Source organism: Janibacter sp. HTCC2649 (assembly GCF_000152705.1).
GTDB lineage: Bacteria > Actinomycetota > Actinomycetes > Actinomycetales > Dermatophilaceae > Knoellia.
This window is the reverse complement of record NZ_CH672413.1, coordinates 2,423,054-2,439,278: the sequence shown is the minus strand read 5'-3', so window position 1 is coordinate 2,439,278 and position 16,225 is coordinate 2,423,054. Positions and strand designations below refer to the sequence as shown.

12 protein-coding genes are annotated in these 16,225 nt (G+C 67.5%); 7 read left to right on the top strand and 5 right to left on the bottom strand.

Features of this window, described 5'->3' with window-relative positions; translation table 11 throughout:
- Positions 1–105 precede the first annotated feature (105 nt).
- Together JNB_RS20505 and JNB_RS11660 are read right to left on the bottom strand one after the other, a co-directional pair.
- On the bottom strand, positions 106–1,122 hold the full coding sequence (locus JNB_RS20505) for a 1-acyl-sn-glycerol-3-phosphate acyltransferase (RefSeq protein WP_009776674.1): 1,017 nt from the start codon (positions 1,120–1,122) through the stop codon (positions 106–108).
- A gap of 105 nt (positions 1,123–1,227) precedes the next feature.
- Complete coding sequence (locus JNB_RS11660; RefSeq protein WP_040884716.1) at positions 1,228–2,040, bottom strand: patatin-like phospholipase family protein; 813 nt, start codon at positions 2,038–2,040, stop codon at positions 1,228–1,230.
- Between the two features lie 54 nt (positions 2,041–2,094).
- Between JNB_RS11660 and JNB_RS11655 the strand changes: the two genes are divergently transcribed.
- The 7 genes from JNB_RS11655 (at position 2,095) to zwf (ending at position 14,755) form a co-directional block, all read left to right on the top strand.
- Entirely contained in the window at positions 2,095–3,489 is a 1,395-nt protein-coding gene (locus tag JNB_RS11655; RefSeq protein ID WP_009776672.1) for an HAD-IB family hydrolase, read from the top strand.
- A gap of 210 nt (positions 3,490–3,699) precedes the next feature.
- Entirely contained in the window at positions 3,700–6,999 is a 3,300-nt protein-coding gene (locus JNB_RS11650; RefSeq protein WP_009776671.1) for a DEAD/DEAH box helicase, read from the top strand.
- 1,821 nt (positions 7,000–8,820) lie between these two features.
- Positions 8,821–9,693: an iron uptake transporter permease EfeU gene (gene efeU / locus JNB_RS11645; protein ID WP_009776670.1), complete on the top strand. Its 873-nt coding sequence runs from the start codon at positions 8,821–8,823 to the stop codon at positions 9,691–9,693.
- Positions 9,690–10,823 carry an iron uptake system protein EfeO gene (gene efeO / locus JNB_RS11640; RefSeq protein ID WP_009776669.1) on the top strand — a complete coding sequence of 378 codons (1,134 nt, stop codon included), beginning with the start codon at positions 9,690–9,692 and terminating at the stop codon, positions 10,821–10,823. Before efeU ends, efeO begins: the two co-directional genes overlap by 4 nt.
- Entirely contained in the window at positions 10,820–12,133 is a 1,314-nt protein-coding gene (gene efeB / locus JNB_RS11635) for an iron uptake transporter deferrochelatase/peroxidase subunit (RefSeq protein WP_009776668.1), read from the top strand. The genes efeO and efeB overlap by 4 nt, the downstream gene beginning before the upstream one ends.
- 73 nt (positions 12,134–12,206) lie before the next feature.
- Positions 12,207–13,274 (top strand): alpha/beta fold hydrolase, encoded by a 1,068-nt coding sequence (locus JNB_RS11630; RefSeq protein ID WP_009776667.1) that lies wholly within the window; start codon positions 12,207–12,209, stop codon positions 13,272–13,274.
- A complete protein-coding gene (zwf, locus tag JNB_RS11625; protein WP_009776666.1) occupies positions 13,271–14,755 on the top strand; it encodes a glucose-6-phosphate dehydrogenase in 1,485 nt (494 codons plus the stop codon). The genes JNB_RS11630 and zwf overlap by 4 nt, the downstream gene beginning before the upstream one ends.
- A gap of 27 nt (positions 14,756–14,782) precedes the next feature.
- On the opposite strand, the gene JNB_RS11620 is transcribed toward zwf, so the two are convergent.
- From JNB_RS11620 to JNB_RS11610, 3 genes are read right to left on the bottom strand one after another with little or no spacing between them, the layout of a single operon-like run.
- Positions 14,783–15,151 (bottom strand): hypothetical protein, encoded by a 369-nt coding sequence (locus tag JNB_RS11620; protein ID WP_009776665.1) that lies wholly within the window; start codon positions 15,149–15,151, stop codon positions 14,783–14,785.
- Positions 15,148–15,864, bottom strand: a complete 717-nt coding sequence (locus JNB_RS11615; protein WP_009776664.1) for a hypothetical protein — start codon at positions 15,862–15,864, stop codon at positions 15,148–15,150. The genes JNB_RS11620 and JNB_RS11615 overlap by 4 nt, the downstream gene beginning before the upstream one ends.
- Before the next feature lie 6 nt (positions 15,865–15,870).
- Positions 15,871–16,176 carry a hypothetical protein gene (locus JNB_RS11610; RefSeq protein ID WP_009776663.1) on the bottom strand — a complete coding sequence of 102 codons (306 nt, stop codon included), beginning with the start codon at positions 16,174–16,176 and terminating at the stop codon, positions 15,871–15,873.
- Between the last annotated feature and the right edge of the window lie 49 nt (positions 16,177–16,225).

Below are 16,225 nucleotides of genomic sequence, written 5' to 3'. Positions count from 1 at the left end.
TGGCGCGAGGGGCGCAGAACGTGGCCAGACGCGCTGCCATGGGAGCGCGGTTCGTCACCTTCTGCGCGGTTGGCGCGAGCGGCGCACAAATCGGCAGCCGCAGCGTCAGGGCTGCCGGCCCTCGTGGGCGGTGACCCACTCGTCGACCTTGGTCCAGCGCTCCTCGATCCACTCCTCGATGCCCGCCGGGTCGTCGGGAATCTCGTCGCCGGAGTAGGTGTGGGTTCGCACAAGGAAGGGCCGATCCGTGAAGGGGATCGCGCCCCAGATCTGCTTCGGTGACGAGAGCTGCCCGAAGCCTGCGTGCGCCACGATCATCACGTCAGCGTCTGGCCGCTCCTCGAGGACCGCGATGACGCCGCGCGTCTTCGGAGGCAACGTGTTCCACAGGGACAGCGCACGGCGGGCGCGCAGCTCCTGCCCCGCCTCGCGCATCCGGTCGATGAGCCGTCGCCGTCGGTCCTTCGAGAAGTTCTGGCCCTCGGGGAACAGCAACAGGACGTCGTCGTGCTTGAGCCCCCGCGCCAGGCCCCGCACTCCCGCGGTCCGGTCGTCGCCGGCACCCGTGCGTGACGGGACGAAGTAGGACCGCATCCGCGTCAGCAGCGCATCGACCGTCGGATCCCACCGGAGTGCCTCTGCGAGAACGATCTTGGGCATGCGACCGGCGGTGTGACCGAGCAGCCACGCCAGCGCCAGCGAGTCACCAGGCCCGGCATGCCGCGCAAACGCCACGAGAGGAGCTGACTCTCGCCCGAAGTGCATCCGGTCATCGAGCTTGACCTCGAACCCGACCCAGATCTTCGCAAGGATCATCGCCCGGTTCAGTCCGGCGAGGAACACCGCCTCGTGGTCGTCCTCCCACGTCGGTCCCGCTCCCTTGGGGTCCTTGAGCGACAGGCGCCAGCACTCCATGAGCATCCGGACGTCGACCCACACGAGTCCGACGCCGAGCACGCTCACCCGGAACAACCGCGCCCGCTTGTCGACGAACGAGTGGAACGCCCCGGCCACGATCACCGGTGCCGCGAGCCCCGTGAGCGCGGCAGCGCCGACCGGCCACACGACGGCAAGCGCGCGTCGGGCGAACAGCGGTGGCTTCGGGATTCCCGCAAGACCCATGAAGCCGAGCGTATGCCGTCCGCTCACCTTCTTGTTGCGTCTGCGGATTCGGTCGTTCCAGCGACCACATGCACAGACGCAAGGGTCGGGGAGGTGACGCAAGCGTCAGGGAGGGGACAGGTATGCCGTCGTCGCGGCATACGCCTGTTCGGCACGTTCCCGAAGGCGCGAGACCCGTCCGTAGCGCAACGAGACCGACGGCGTCTCGGGTGCCCCGCTGGGAAGGACGTGGACCTCCACGTCGTCCGGGATCGAAGCCATCTCGTGGACGAAGCGGTGCCGCCGGGCGATCTCGAACGCCACGACACCGACCTCCCACGGCCGACGCGGCGGGACGAGGGGCGTCTCGACTCGGCCCACCTGGAGGACGAAGACGCGGGTGGCGCCGAGCTGGAGGGCGCGCCCGACGGGAATTGAGTGCACCAATCCGCCGTCGAGATAGTGCAACCCGTCAATCTCCACAGCGGGAAACAACCCGGGCACGGTGCACGACGCCACGACCGGGTCGACGAGCAAACCCGACGAAAACCATTGCGCGTCAGCGGTTTCGATGCAGGCGGCCACGCACTGGAACTCCACCGCGAGCTCCTCGAACGTGTCCACGGGCAGGTGTTCGTCGACGATCGACCGCAGCGGCGCGCTCGACAGCACGTGCGTCCGGAAGCGCGCGATCCGAGCCGCCGAGCGCATGGGGTTGTCGAGGAAGATCCCGCTCGCGCTCACTGCCTCCCACGCCCGACTCAGGGCACGGATGCCCTCGACCGACGGATCGGCCGCGACGAACGCACCGTTGAGCGCTCCGATGCTCGTCCCGACGACGAGGTCGGGCCGCACTCCCTGCTCGGCGAGTGCGCGCAGCATCCCCACCTGGGTCGTGCCCAGGACGCCCCCACCCCCGAGAACGAATGCCGTCGTCATGACGCTCACCATAAGTGCGAGTCCTGAGCGTGCCCGGCGCAATAGGGTGAGGCCATGCCAGGCGCAGCGTTCTTCGACCTCGACCGCACGTTGCTCCAGGGCGGCACCGGCCCCCACCTCTCCCAGGCGATGGCGGAGCTCGGCCTCGTGCCGCGTTCACTCCCCGGCCAAGGGCTGCTCTTCAAGGCCTTCGACCTCTTCGGCGAGAACCTTCCGTCGATCTTCCTCGCCCGCCAGGCCACCCTCGTCGCCCGCGGCAAGGACTCCAAGAGCTTCGACCAGGCCGCCATCAACGCCGCCGAGGTCATCGCCGGGCACATCCACCCGTTCGCCCTGGCCCTCATCGAGCAGCACAAGGCCGAGGGTCGCCTCACGGTCATGGCGACCACGACGCCGACGCACCTCATCAAGCCGCTGGCGGACCGTCTCGGTTTCGACCACGTCATCGCCACGCGCTACAACACCAAGGACGACGGCACGTTCGACGGCTCGATCCGCGGCCCGTTCGTGTGGTCCACCGGCAAGCTCGCGGCGGTCAAGCACTTCGCGGAGCAGCACGACATCGATCTGCTCGAGAGCTACGCCTACTCGGACTCGATCTTCGACCTGCCGCTCCTCGAGGCGGTCGGACAGCCTGCGGCTGTCAATCCAGACCCCAGACTCAGTGTGTATGCCGTGGCTCGCCGGTGGCCGATCGTGCACTTCGACGTGTCGCCGGGTGTCCTCAAGATTCCTGTGGTCGGCATCGAGTTGCAGCGCTTCCTCTTCGAAGGTCTGCGGTCGACGTGGTTCCCGTGTGCGCGCTTCGACGTCGCGGGGATCGAGAACATCCCACGACACGGCCCGGTCATCCTCGTCGGCAACCACCGCAGTTACTTCGACGCCGTCGCCATGGCCAACGTGGTGCGCCAGTCCGGACGAGCTGCGCGGTTCCTCGGCAAGAAGGAAATGTTCGACATCCCTGTGCTCGGGCCCTTCTTCGCTGCGGCCGGCGGCATCCGGGTCGACCGCGGTGAGGGCGGCGCAGAGTCCTACGACATGGCCGCCCTGGCCCTCACGGGCGGCGAGATGGTCGGGCTGCTGCCCGAAGCCACGATCCCTCGTGGGGAGGCGTTCTTCGACCCGGAGCTCAAGGGCAAGAGCGGTGCTGCGCGCCTCGCGGCCCTCAGTCGCGCACCCGTGATCCCGGTCGGGATGTGGGGCACCGAGAAGGTGTGGCCGCGTTCGTCGTCCATGCCCAACCTGCTCAACCTCGCCCATCCGCCCACGGTGACGATCCGCGTCGGCAAGCCGGTCGAGCTCAAGTACCGCTCCCCCGCCGCCGACACCAAGCGGATCATGTCGGCCATCGCCGAGCTCCTCCCGCCGGAGTCGCGTGACCGACACGTCCCCACCGACGACGAGCTGCGCTCCACCTATCCCAACGGCCGCCTCCCAGACGAGTCCTGACCCGGCACCTGCTTGCGTCCGCGCGGTTGGTCGCGAACCCAGCCATTGGCGCGGACGCAAGCGGGCGGCATACCCCAAACGTCCGCGCGGTTGGTCGCGAACCCAGCCATCGGCGCGGACGCAAGCGGCACCTGTGGATGACGGGTCGGGAATGTCCGTGGGACGGCATACCGTTGTCGTCCTGCGCGGACGAAGGAGGTGGGTAGCGCGATGGAGCACGAGGCACACACGCTGGACGACCTCTCGGACCGTGATCTCGCGGCGGCCTTCGACAGCATGACGCTGGTTCGCGCCGGCGACTACGCCCGCGCGGGTCGGGTGACGAGCATCGTCGTCGCCGACCACGGCACTCGAGCGGGCGCGCGGGTCATCGGTAGTGGGGCGGCGATCTATCGGACCGAGGTCACGCTGTCGACAGATGATCACGGCACGTTCGTGGGCAGCGACTGCACCTGCCCCATCGGAGTGGCCTGCAAGCACGCCGCTGCCCTCCTCATCGCGCTGCGCACCCAACGCCCGTGGCGCAGCGACGCGACCGCCGCTGACCCCACGCGCTCTCCTTCCTGGCGAGACGCCCTCGACGACCTGCTCGACGTGCCGGAGCCCGAGCCCGAGGCTGGCGTCGTCGGGCTGCTCCTCGACGTTGAAGGGCCGCGACGGCCGTCGTCCTGGCAGGACGAGCAGGGGACGTCGAGCATCCAGCTGCGGCCGATGATCCCCGGCGCGGCGCCGGGGCGCTGGATCAAGACCGGCATCTCGTGGGAGGCCGTGGCTGGTGGCTACTACGCCTCCTACAACAGCTTCCGCCTCGAGGGCGCTCCGCTCGACGCCCTCACGGCCATCGCCGACTCCCACCGTCGGGGGAGCCGGATGTCGGGTTACGGGCGCATGCCGCCGTCGATCCCGCTGAGCCAGATGGGGCGCCGGTGGGCCGAGCTGCTCACCAAGGCCCGTGATGCCGGCGTCGTCCTGCTGACCCACGCGACCAACACCGGTGAGGTGCACCTCGAGGAGACCGAGGGTCACTTCGTCCTCGACCTCTCGCCCACCGACGAGGGCGCCGTGCGCGCCGTTCCGAGCCTCGACCTGCCCGAGGGGTCCGGCGACGTGGTCATCGTCGGGGATCCGCCCACCGGGTGGTTCCGGCAGGAAGGTCGCCACCTGAGGCTGGGCGGATTCGGGGCGGACGTCGATCTGGCCGCGGCCCGGGTCGTCGAGCGTGGACCATTCACGATCCCGCAGGAGGACTGGTCGAGCTTCGCCGTCGACAAGCTCCCCGTCCTCCAGCGGCGCGCGACAGTGCGCACCCACGAAGGCCTGACGTTGCCCGAGGTGGTGCCGCCCCGGCTTCACCTGGCAGTCCATTTCGACAAGAAGCACACGGCCCAGGTCACGTGGTCCTTCCGTTATGGCCCGCGCGATGCCCCGGTGACCGTGCCGCTGGCTCGTCAGCCTCCGACGTATCGCGACCCCAACGCCTTCCGCGACGGCGTGGTCGAGGGCGAACTCCTGGCGGCCGTGCCCACCCGCGACGAGCTGCCCGCGCTCTGGGAGCTCTCACGGCAAGGTTGGGTGCCGCGAGATGCGGTGTCCCTCACCGGTTTTGACACGGTCGCCTTCGCCGAGCTCCTGCCTGAGATCGAGGCACACGAGAGGGTGGAGGTCGACGTCGTCGGTGAGCCGGCGGCATACGCCGAAGTCATCGAAGCACCGCGGATCGCGCTCGGCACGAGCGAGTCCGGCGAGAACGACTGGTTCGACCTCCGGATCACCGTCACCGTCGGCAGACACACTGTCCCGCTCGCTGACCTCGTCACCGCGCTCGCCCGTGGCGAGGAGCGGATGCTCCTGCCGGACGGCGCCTGGTTCACCCTCGACCACCCCGAGCTGCACCGCCTCCGTGCTCTCGTCGAGGAGGCGCGGGCGTTGCAGGACAAGCAGTCCGACCCGCTGCGCCTCTCCGTGCTGCACGCAGGTCTGTGGGACGACCTCGTCGAGATCGGTGTCGTCGACGAACAGTCCGATCGCTGGCAGCGGTCGGTCGATGCCCTGCTCGGCGTTGATTCAGCCCACACACCGTCTCCGGCCGAGCTGCCGATCGCGCTCAAGGCCACGCTGCGGCCCTACCAGGAGGAGGGCTTCCGCTGGCTGTCGCTCCTGTGGGACCTCGGCCTCGGCGGGGTGCTCGCCGACGACATGGGACTCGGCAAGACCCTGCAGGTGGTCGCGATGGCGTTGCGGGCCAAGGAGCGTGGCGAGCTGAATGAGCCGATGCTCATCGTCGCGCCGACCTCAGTGCTGGGGACGTGGGTGGACGAGGTCGCGAAGTTCGCGCCCGACCTCACCGTCTCCGTCCTCGACCGCACCCGCGGCAAGGCGCGCGTCCCCATGGCCGAGGCGATTGCGGGCGCGGACCTCGTCGTGACGACCTATGCCGTGGGTCGCATCGACGCCGAGGAGTTCCGGGCCGTCCCGTGGTCCGCGGCGGTCCTCGATGAGGCCCAGTTCGTGAAGAACCATCAATCGAAGACGTATGCCGCGATGCGCCGGTTGCCGGCCCGCGTCACCTTCGCGCTGACCGGCACCCCGCTCGAGAACTCGCTCATGGACCTCTGGTCGCTGCTGTCGCTCGTGGCGCCCGGCCTCCACCCGCGGCCCATGGCATTCAAGGAGCAGTGGGCGAAGCCGATCGAGAACGGCTCCTCGCCCGAACTGCTCGCCACGTTGCGCAAGCGCATCAAGCCGCTGATGCTGCGTCGCACCAAGGAAGCCGTCGCCTCCGACCTGCCTCCCAAGCAGGAGCAGATCCTCCACGTCGCGCTCCACCCCAAGCACCGGGCCATCTACGACCGCCACCTCGCGCGCGAGCGACAGCGGCTGCTCGGCCTCATCGACGACCTCGATGGCAACCGGATCGCGATCCTGCGCGCCCTCACGGTGCTGCGCCAGATGGCCCTCGACCCTTCGCTCGTCGACGCCGAGGCCTACGGCGGTGTCGCGCCGAGTGCCAAGGTCGAGGCGCTCGTCGAGCAGGTCGCCGAGCTCGCCGCCGAGGGCCACCGTGCACTCGTGTTCAGCCAGTTCACGAGCTTCCTGTCGATCGTCCGGGACCGGCTCGAGGAGGAGGGCATCGCCTACGCCTACCTCGACGGGTCGACGCGCAACCGTGCTGATGTCGTCAAGGAGTTCCGCGAGGGCGAGGCGCCGGTCTTCCTGATCTCGCTCAAGGCGGGTGGGTTCGGGCTCACGCTCACCGAGGCGGACTACGTGTTCGTGCTCGACCCGTGGTGGAACCCGGCCGCCGAGAACCAGGCGATCGACCGCGCCCACCGCATCGGGCAGACGAAGTCGGTCAACGTCTATCGCCTTGTCTCCACGGACACGATCGAGGAGAAGGTCGTCGCCCTGCAGGACAAGAAGCGCGACCTCTTCGCCCGGGTCGTCGACGACGGCAACCTGCTCTCGAGCGCCCTCACGGCCGACGACCTGCGCGGCCTCCTCGACGGTTGACAGCGGCCCGCCATAGGCCTGCCACCCACAGCGAAATCGCCACCAGCAGAACGCTTCCACGACGTCGTGTGCAGCCACAACATCGGTAAGGCTCGCGGTCACACTCACCGCCGACGACTCGTACCTCTAACCAAATCGAGCATGTGCGTGGCTCCGCCCCGGCAGCGCAACATGACCTAAGACTCCGCCCGATGCGCGTTGGGAGGCTGCGACTTCAGGAGGCCCCTTCGCCTCGGGCGCGAACGATCAAGTGTGTGGACGCCCAAATTTTTACTTGGCCTTTACCAAATTTGGCTTGACACTCACAGAATCTGACAGAACACTGAGCGCGTTGGGGATGATTGACGCAATCAGGGAGGGTGATTTCTGTGAGAAAATTCGGAATTGTTGCGTCCGTGGGGATTGCGTTGGTGCTTGGCGTTCCTGGGACGCAGGCGGCACAAGCTGATACCAGCAAAATTCAACCCAGGGTTTCTGTTTCGACATCGGACGCAATTCAGCCTAGGGGTCCTATTTCGTCAGCATCAGATGACGCTGCAGCTAGAGCGGCGATGCGGTCTGCTGTCGCGGGCGACGCCCGCGCCCTTGACCAACTTCTAGCCGCACCTTCAAAAAGCGAGGGTATGCGCGCCGTCATTAGGGAGTGGGTGTTGGCGAACCCAGATCCAAAGGCTGCGCCCCAGAAGTCATCATCGGACAGTGGGCTAGCCCCGGGGGTGCTGCAGACTGGACAGTACGAGGTGACGTGTCAGGGATACAATGGGCAGTACCTGGGATGGTATGGGAAAGCATTTCTTGCCTGTCACGGCTACCTGCGGACCTACATCAGCGGGTCTCAGGCGGGTTACTACATCCCGGATCTCTTTCCAAGAGGAGTCACTCTGTCTATCAACTGCGTTAAGGCCCTTACAGGCACCACGATTACTGCCCTCGGCACACTAACGTCTGCCCCCACAGGTCCGCTCGGGTGGGCCGCCGTCGGAGTGGCCTGGTCTTGGTCAATCAACGACGTCCGAGTTAGCTGCAAGCACGGCTAGGAATGGCGCCTTCTTCGAAAACTTCCACCACCGCCTCGCATGTGCGGTGGTGGAAGTTCGCCCTCATCGAAATCGCATTCATACTGAGTTCGACCTCCGTAATATCTCAAACCCGGGAACATCGTGCCTGGTGGGTCGTCGCGGCGGTCGTGACGCAGTTAATCATCATTGGGGCTGTCTTTGAGGCGTTCCGGCGTCCTATGAAACGCTGATTCGAACCTGAACATGCGAATGGATAGCTGGGTAGAATGGATGGTTCACATCCGTGATCCGAAACTTCTCCCGCCAATGTCAGGACATTGTCCGTAGGGCGGCGGCTGTCGGAAGATTCTCGGGCGCCAGCCATTGTGCACGCTGTATGGACCCGCTCTGCACAGATGAGGTGACTGGTGGCGGGGCCTCCGAGAAGCAGCGGCGTGAACCGTGGATCGTCGCCCGATTCAAGACGCCAAAAGGCGAGTCAAATCTATATCGTGACCGCCCTTCCGGGCATTGTTCAAGCTCCTTGGGCAAACCGCAGCGTCGTGGCCAAGCGGTTGTGCAGCCATGAGAACAATAGAAATCCACCGATGAGCGCGGCCACGTCAAACTATCGTGTCGTCGTCGAGATGAGCCCTGAGCCGTCACCTTGCCCCCCACGCGACCAACAGTAGCGGCGGCACCGGCCCACGATGTGACGCAGTCGAGATCCGGGCGGATTGACGCCGGCGGGGGAGGGGCGCGTACCTTTTGCTGAGGTAACCCTCACCTAAGTAAGCCTCACCTCTCCTGAATCGCAGGTCCCATGCTCGTCAGCAACGCCCTCATCGGTCTTCGTGAAGGGCTCGAAGCCGCACTCGTCGTCGTCATCCTTGTCGCGTTCCTCGTCAAGACCGACCGACGGTGGGCTCTGCGCTACGTGTGGGTGGGTGTCGCCACGGCCGTCGTCCTGAGCGCCGGACTGGCCGCGCTGCTGACCTTCGGCACCCGCCAGCTGTCGTTCGAGACGCAGGAACTCATCGGCGGCAGCGCCAGCATCCTGGCCGTCGCCTTCGTCACGGCGATGGTGTTCTGGATGAAGACGGCCGCGCGCACCATCTCGGGTGAGCTCAAGGGCCGCCTCGACAAGGCCCTTGACCTCGGCCCCCTCGCCGTCGCCCTCGTGGGCTTCCTGGGCGTCGGCCGTGAGGGCCTCGAGACCGCGATCTTCTTCTACGCGACGACCGAGGCAGCGGGTGCCGGTAACAACACCCCGCTGCTCGGCTGGCTCATCGGCCTCGGCGGAGCCATTGCCCTCGGCTGGTTCATCTACCGCGGCGCGGTCAAGATCAACCTCGGCTCCTTCTTCAAGTGGACCGGGATCGCGCTCATCCTCGTCGCCGCCGGGATCCTCGCCTACGGCCTTCACGACCTCCAGGAAGCCCAGTTTCTCCCCGGCCTGCAGACCCTGGCCTTCGACGTCTCCAGCGTGATCCGTCCGGACAGCTGGTATGCCGCCCTGCTCAAGGGAATCTTCAACTTCACCCCCGCGACGACCGTCCTCCAGGCCGTTGCCTGGACGGCATACGTCGTCGTCGTCCTCACGTTCTTCCTCCGCCCGGCCAAGACACCTGCCTCTGCGCCGGCACCCGCATCGTCCCGTCCGCTCGCCTCGTCCCAGCCAGGAGAATCCGCATGACCCGTCGCGCCCTCGCGCTCACCCTCATCCCCGCCACCTTCGCCCTCGCGGCGTGCGGCGGTGCCGGTGACGCCAAGACAGTCGACGGCAAGGGTCCGATCACCGTGACCGCCAACGACAGCGCTTGCGACGTTGCGCGCACAGAGGCACCCGCGGGACAGATCGAGTTCACCGTCGCCAACAAGGGCACCAAGGTCAACGAGTTCTACGTCTACGCCTCGGGCGATCGCATCATGGGTGAGGTCGAGAACATCGCGCCCGGCCTGAGCCGCACCTTCCACGTCGAGATCGCCGAGCCCGGCAAGTACGAGACCGCCTGCAAGCCCGGCATGGTCGGCAAGGGCATTCGCTCGACGTTCACCGTGACCGGTGCGAGTGCCGCGCCGCAGACCGATGACGCGAAGCTCAAGGCCGCCACCGCGTCCTACGCCCGCTTCGTCGCGAGCCAGTCCGACGCCCTCCTCGCCCGCACCACGGAGTTCGTCGCGCTCGTCAAGGCCGGCAAGGTCGACGAGGCCAAGGCGCTCTATCCGGTCGCGCGTTCCTACTGGGAGCGCATCGAGCCCGTGGCCGAGTCGTTCGGTGACCTCGACCCCAAGATCGACGGTCGTGAGGACGTCGTCGAGGAGGGCATGAAGTTCACCGGCTACCACCGCCTCGAGCAGGACCTCTGGGTCAAGGGCCTCCAGGCCGACAGCAACGCCATCGCTGACCAGCTCCTCGCCGACGTGACGACGATCGTCACCGAGGCCAAGAAGGTCGAGTTCAACGGTCTCCAGCTCGCCAACGGCTCGAAGGCGCTGCTCGACGAGATGGCCACCGGCAAGATCACCGGCGAGGAAGAGCGCTACAGCCACACCGACCTCTGGGACTTCGCCGCCAACTGGGAAGGCTCCAAGGGTGCGATCGCGGCCCTTCGTCCGGTCCTCGAGGAGCGCGACGCCGCGCTCGTCGCGTCCTACGACAAGCGCGCGGCAGCGCTCGACGCACTCGTCGCCAAGCACCAGAAGGGTGACGGCTACCAGCTCTACACCGAGCTCACCCCCGTCGAGGTGCGCGCCCTCAGCGACGCCCTCGACGCCGTCGCCGAGGACGTCTCCAAGGTCGCCGGGGTCGTCGCCTCACAATGAGCACCCCTGAAGACTCCGGAGCGGCGACCCGTCGCAGTGTTCTCGCCACGGGTGCCGGCGTCGCCATGGCCGGCGCTGCCGCGGGCCTGACGTATGCCGCCGGCACCAGTTCCGCTGCCGCACACCAGTCCTCGTCCCCCGCGGATGCGGCCGACCCCTCGGCCGGCCCGGAGCCCGTGGCGTTCCGCGGCGAGCGCCAGGCCGGCATCGTCACGCCGGCGCAGGACCGGATGCACTTCGTCGCGCTCGACGTCGTCACGAAGGACCCGCAGGAGCTCAAGCTGCTCCTCAAGGAGTGGACGCGTGCTGCTGAGCGGATGACCTACGGCGCAGAGGCGTCGCCGGGTGGCGTCGTCGGCGGCGGGCCCTACCGCCCGCCGGCCGACACGGGCGAGGCCTTCGACCTCACCTCGTCCAACCTGACGATCACCATCGGCTACGGCCCGTCGCTCTTCGACGGTCGTTTCGGGCTCGCGGGTCGCAAGCCGGAGGCCCTGCACGAGCTGCCGGCCTTCGCGGGCGATGACCTCGACCCGGCCCGCAGCGGCGGCGACCTCTGCATCCAGGCGTGTGCCGATGACCCGCAGGTCGCCGTGCACGCGATCCGCAACCTCATCCGCATCGGCTTCGGCGTCATCTCGGTCCGTTGGAGTCAGCTCGGATTCGGTCGCACGTCGTCGACGTCCACGAGCCAGGTCACCCCGCGCAACCTCTTCGGCTTCAAGGACGGCACGGCCAACATCAAGGCCGAGGACAACGAAGCGTTGGGCAAGCACGTGTGGGTCGACCCTGCCGAGGTGCCCGGTGCAGCAGCCTGGATGAGTGGCGGGTCCTACCTCGTCTCGCGTCGCATCCGCATGCACGTCGAGGTCTGGGACCGCACGCCCCTGCAGGAGCAGGAGGACATCTTCGGTCGCGACAAGGCGGTCGGCGCCTCCCTGCACCTGCCGGTCGACAAGCGTGACGAGTTCGCCCCGCTCGACTTCACGGCCAAAGGCGCCGACGGCGAGCCGCGCATTCCGCTCACGAGTCACGTCCGACTCGCTCACGAGAGCCAGCTGAACGGCGTGCGCATCCTGCGGCGCGGCTACAACTTCACCGATGGCAGCGACGGCAGCGGGCACCTCGACGCGGGCCTGTTCTTCGTCGCTTTCATGCGCGATGCGCACCAGCAGTTCGTCCCGATGCAGCAGGCTCTGGCCAAGTCCGACGTGCTCAACGAATACATCGAGCACACCGGCTCGGCACTGTTCGCCTGCCCGCCCGGACTGGATGGGGACGGCGACTGGGGCACGCAGCTCTTCGGCTAGGACCCAGCAGTCGAGAGTAGACAAAGTCACGCCCCGGAGTACCCGGGGCGTGACTTTGTCTACTCTCGACTGCATGAGCGAGCGCCCGGAAGACACCGTCGAGGGCTCGGGGCAGACCGCCGTCGAGGAGACCTTGATGCGCGGCGTGAAGAAGGTCGCGGGTGTCGCCGACAAGGTCGTCCACCACTACGTGCCCAACAATGCGCGCGCTGTCGTCAACGCCTTCTTCGGTGACCGGCTCGATGCCTCCGGCTCACCGCTGTCCCACACCATGGGGGTGCGCGAGCACGGGCGGTCCGTCCCCCTCACCGATGTCGGACTCGCCGCCGCCTTCCCGGACGCGAGAAGTGAGATCGCCGTCCTCGTTCACGGACTCATCGTCACCGAAACCGTCTGGGACGCAGGGCAGTTCGGGCCGCAGCTCGAGGACGACTTCGACGTCACCACGGTCAAGGTCCGCTACAACTCCGGTCTGCGAATCTCCCACAACGGCCACGAGCTCGACCGCGTCCTCACTGCTCTCGTGGCCCACTGGCCGGTGCCGGTCACCAGAATTGTCCTCATCGGACACTCCATGGGCGGCCTCGTCATCCACAGCGCGCTCGCGCTGGCCGACATCGACCCCACCGTCGAGGCCTCTGAGTGGGTGACCCTGACAAGCGACACCATCACCCTCGGATCACCTCACCTCGGAGCGCCCCTCGAGCGCGCAGTGAACAACGTCGTCCGCCTGGGTGGCGGCCTGCGCCACCTGCGGCCCGTGACCACCCTCCTGCGCTCGCGCAGTGTCGGCATCCAGGACCTGCGCCACGGCAACATCCTCGACGGCGAGTGGGACGGTCTTGATCCCGACGACCACAAAGGGCGGCGGGTCGACGTCCCCCTGCACCCCGGCATACGCCACTTTGCGGTGGTCGGACTGCTCGGCAAGAAGATCGACAGCAAGGTCGCCCAACTCTTCGGTGACGGCATCGTCACCGCGGCCAGCGCCCGCGGCGCGGGCCGCCACTCCCCGGAGAGCAGGCGCTTCGCGCGCGAGGACGTCGTCGTCCTTCCCGGAGTCAGTCACCTCGCGCTCGTGCACGACCCCTCGGTGTATGCCGCCCTCAAGGAGCGTCTTGGTGCCACAGTGGACCCATGAGCGAGCCGACCACCGCGCCGACCACTGTCATCCTCTTCGGTGCCACGGGAGATCTGGCCAAACGCAAACTCATCCCGGGGATGTTGCACCTCTTCCAGTCGGGGCTGCTCGAGGACCTGCGCGTCGTCGGCACGTCACTCGACGACATGTCGGCCGACGACTTCAGGGACCTCGCGCATGAAGCGATCAAGGAGTTCTCGACCCGGGTCCTGAACGAGGAGGAGTGGCACGAGTTCGCCCAGCGCCTCGACTACGTACCCCTCGCAGCGGGGCCCAAGGCGCTCGGTGACGCGGTGCGCGCGGCCGAGGAGCTCCTGCCCGGCGACACGGAGCTGCGCCTGCACTATCTTTCGGTGCCGCCCAAGGCAGCGCTCTCGGCGATCCAGACCATCGGCGAAGCCGACCTCGTCGATCGCAGCCGGATCGTCATGGAGAAGCCGTTCGGGACCGACTACGCCTCGGCGGTCGAGCTCAACCGGCGCGTTCACGAGGTGTTCAAGGAGGAGCAGGTCTTCCGCATCGACCACTTCCTGGGCAAGGAGCCGGCGCAGAACATCCTCGCCTTCCGCTTCGCCAACGGGCTGTTCGAGCCGATCTGGCACCGCAACTCCATTGCGCACGTGCAGATCGACGTGCCCGAGACGTTGGGCCTGGCGACCCGCGGCGACTTCTACGAGAACACCGGCGCCTACCGCGACATGGTCGTCACCCACCTCTTCCAGATCCTCGCGTTCACCGCGATGGAGCCGCCGACGTCCCTCGAGCCCGAGGCGATCAGCCGCGAGAAGAACAAGGTCTTCGAGTCCATGCAGCCGATCCACCCGTCCGACGTGGTGCGCGGGCAGTACGACGGCTACCTCGACGAACCGGGGGTCGCGCCCGACTCCGACACCGAGACCTACATCGCGCTCAAGTGCTACATCGACAACTGGCGCTGGGCCGGGGTGCCGTTCTTCCTGCGGACCGGAAAGCGGATGGCCGAGGGCGCGCGCATCATCTCGATCGCCTTCAACGAGCCGCCCCAGTCGATGTTCCCGCCCGGATCCGGCGTCGGCGACCACGGCCCCGACCACCTCACCTTCGACCTCGCCGACAAGGCGCGCATGTCGCTGTCGTTCTATGGCAAGCGGCCCGGGCCGGGGATGAAGCTCGACAAGCTGTCGATGCAGTTCGCGATGCAGGAGACCCACTGGGCGGGGGCCGTGCTCGAGGCCTACGAACGGCTCATCTATGACGCCGTCCGTGGCGACCACACGCTCTTCACGTCGGCCGAGGGCATCGAGCGGCTGTGGGAGATCAGCCAGCCGCTGCTCGACAACCCGCCCGTCGTGCGGCCCTATGCGCCGGGCACGTGGGGACCGAACCAGATCCACCAGCTCGTGTCACCGCACACCTGGCGCCTGCCGTTCGAGCGCAAGTGGCGTGAGAAGAACCCCGACCCGGGACCCCAGTCGCCGGCCGAGGGTGGCGCGCGACGCTAGGAGGTGGCCCGCGTCAGTGGGTGCCGGTCACCAGGTGCCGGGGTCGTCCCGACGGGTGGGCGGTTCCGCAGGCGGCGGTGTGTGAGCCTCGGCGATGGCGCGCTGCAGGTCGGCCTCGCGCTCGGCCTCCGGGATCGCGTCGAACTCCTCGACCGCTCGGTCGATCTTCGAGTCGATCACGGCGGTGAAGTCGGCCGAGCGGGCGAGGTCGCGAAGTGAGGCGCGGCCGGCGAGCACGTCGTCGATGCGCTTGCGCAGGGCACGGTCGTCGCTGTCATCGCGAAGGATGACGAGGCTCTCGCGCAGGTGCGCCTCCATTCGCGGCTCGAAGCGCAGGGTCTCGAGGAGCGGCTTGGGTTCCTTGTCGCCGAGGTCGTTCTGCGGGTTGTCGCTCACGCCGTCACCTGCTTGTGGTCGTAGCCGCCGGGCAGGGCCACGCTCGTGAAGCCGTGGATCGACCCGAGGGGTCCGGCGATGAGGCCGAGCAGTGCCTCGCACGCGGTCCACACCTTGGCGCGGATCTCGAGGATCTCCTTGACGACCTTGGCGCCACGGTAGATCGAGTAGCCCGCGCCAGCGCCTGCACCCCAACCGACGGGGTTCCAGAAGTTCGTCGCGGCGGCAGCCAGCGTGATGCCGATGGTGATCGCCCAGTCGGCCAGCGACTCGACCAGGGAACCGCAGGCGTTCGCGAGCTCCTTGACCCCGAAGGCCGTCGTCTCGTACTGCGAGGCGATGTCGTCGAAGTTGGCCTTCTGGTCGATGAGCTCACCCGCCAGCTTGAGGAAGTAGGTCGACGCGGCCTCGGAGGCCTTGCCGTCCCAGTGCGCCATCGCTGCCGTGTTCTGCGCCTTGAGGTTGGTGCCGGCCACGTGGGAGAAGGCTCCGAGGTTGCGCAGGGCGTCCGCCGCCTTGGACACCTCTTCCCAGTCGCCGGCGAACCACTCACCGACCTCTTCGGGAATGTTGGGTCCGCCCATCTTGTCGAGAGCCACCATCGCCCAGTGCCCCAGGGAGATCAGGTCGCCGATGTGGAGGAAGACGTCCATCGCCGGCGGGATCAGCGGGGTTGCGACGGGATCAGTGAGTTCTGCTGCCGGGTCACCCATGCCGCATCATCCCTTCGGGTACTTGGCGTCGAGCCGCGCGGCGGCCTCGGCGTCCAGCGTCTTGTACTTCTTCGCGGCAGCGTGCAGCTCTGCGCCTGAACTGTGCGAGATCGAGGACAGGTGGCCGAAGAACTCCTCGACCGCCGGTCGGACGTCCTGACAGGAATTCAGGAACCGGACGATCGCGCCGACCCCGGAGACGGCAGGTTTCGTCTTGGCGGCATACGTCTTCGCCTCGTCGGCGTCGGTCTTGAGACCTTCGAGCTCGGTGCCGAACTTCGAAACGGAAGCGGGAACAACCTTGAAAGACATGCGGATTCACCCCTCGTGCAGTGCTGTTGGTCGGTGTGGGGACCCGCCA

Excerpts from the sequence above, each read along its gene's own strand:
- JNB_RS20505 (WP_009776674.1), bottom strand. The coding sequence starts at position 1,122 with ATGGGTCTTGCGGGAATCCCGAAGCCACCGCTGTTCGCCCGACGCGCG.
- JNB_RS11660 (WP_040884716.1), bottom strand. The coding sequence starts at position 2,040 with ATGACGACGGCATTCGTTCTCGGGGGTGGGGGCGTCCTGGGCACGACC.
- JNB_RS11655 (WP_009776672.1), top strand. The coding sequence starts at position 2,095 with ATGCCAGGCGCAGCGTTCTTCGACCTCGACCGCACGTTGCTCCAGGGC.
- JNB_RS11650 (WP_009776671.1), top strand. The coding sequence starts at position 3,700 with ATGGAGCACGAGGCACACACGCTGGACGACCTCTCGGACCGTGATCTC.
- efeU (WP_009776670.1), top strand. The coding sequence starts at position 8,821 with ATGCTCGTCAGCAACGCCCTCATCGGTCTTCGTGAAGGGCTCGAAGCC.
- efeO (WP_009776669.1), top strand. The coding sequence starts at position 9,690 with ATGACCCGTCGCGCCCTCGCGCTCACCCTCATCCCCGCCACCTTCGCC.
- efeB (WP_009776668.1), top strand. The coding sequence starts at position 10,820 with ATGAGCACCCCTGAAGACTCCGGAGCGGCGACCCGTCGCAGTGTTCTC.
- JNB_RS11630 (WP_009776667.1), top strand. The coding sequence starts at position 12,207 with ATGAGCGAGCGCCCGGAAGACACCGTCGAGGGCTCGGGGCAGACCGCC.
- zwf (WP_009776666.1), top strand. The coding sequence starts at position 13,271 with ATGAGCGAGCCGACCACCGCGCCGACCACTGTCATCCTCTTCGGTGCC.
- JNB_RS11615 (WP_009776664.1), bottom strand. The coding sequence starts at position 15,864 with ATGGGTGACCCGGCAGCAGAACTCACTGATCCCGTCGCAACCCCGCTG.
- JNB_RS11610 (WP_009776663.1), bottom strand. The coding sequence starts at position 16,176 with ATGTCTTTCAAGGTTGTTCCCGCTTCCGTTTCGAAGTTCGGCACCGAG.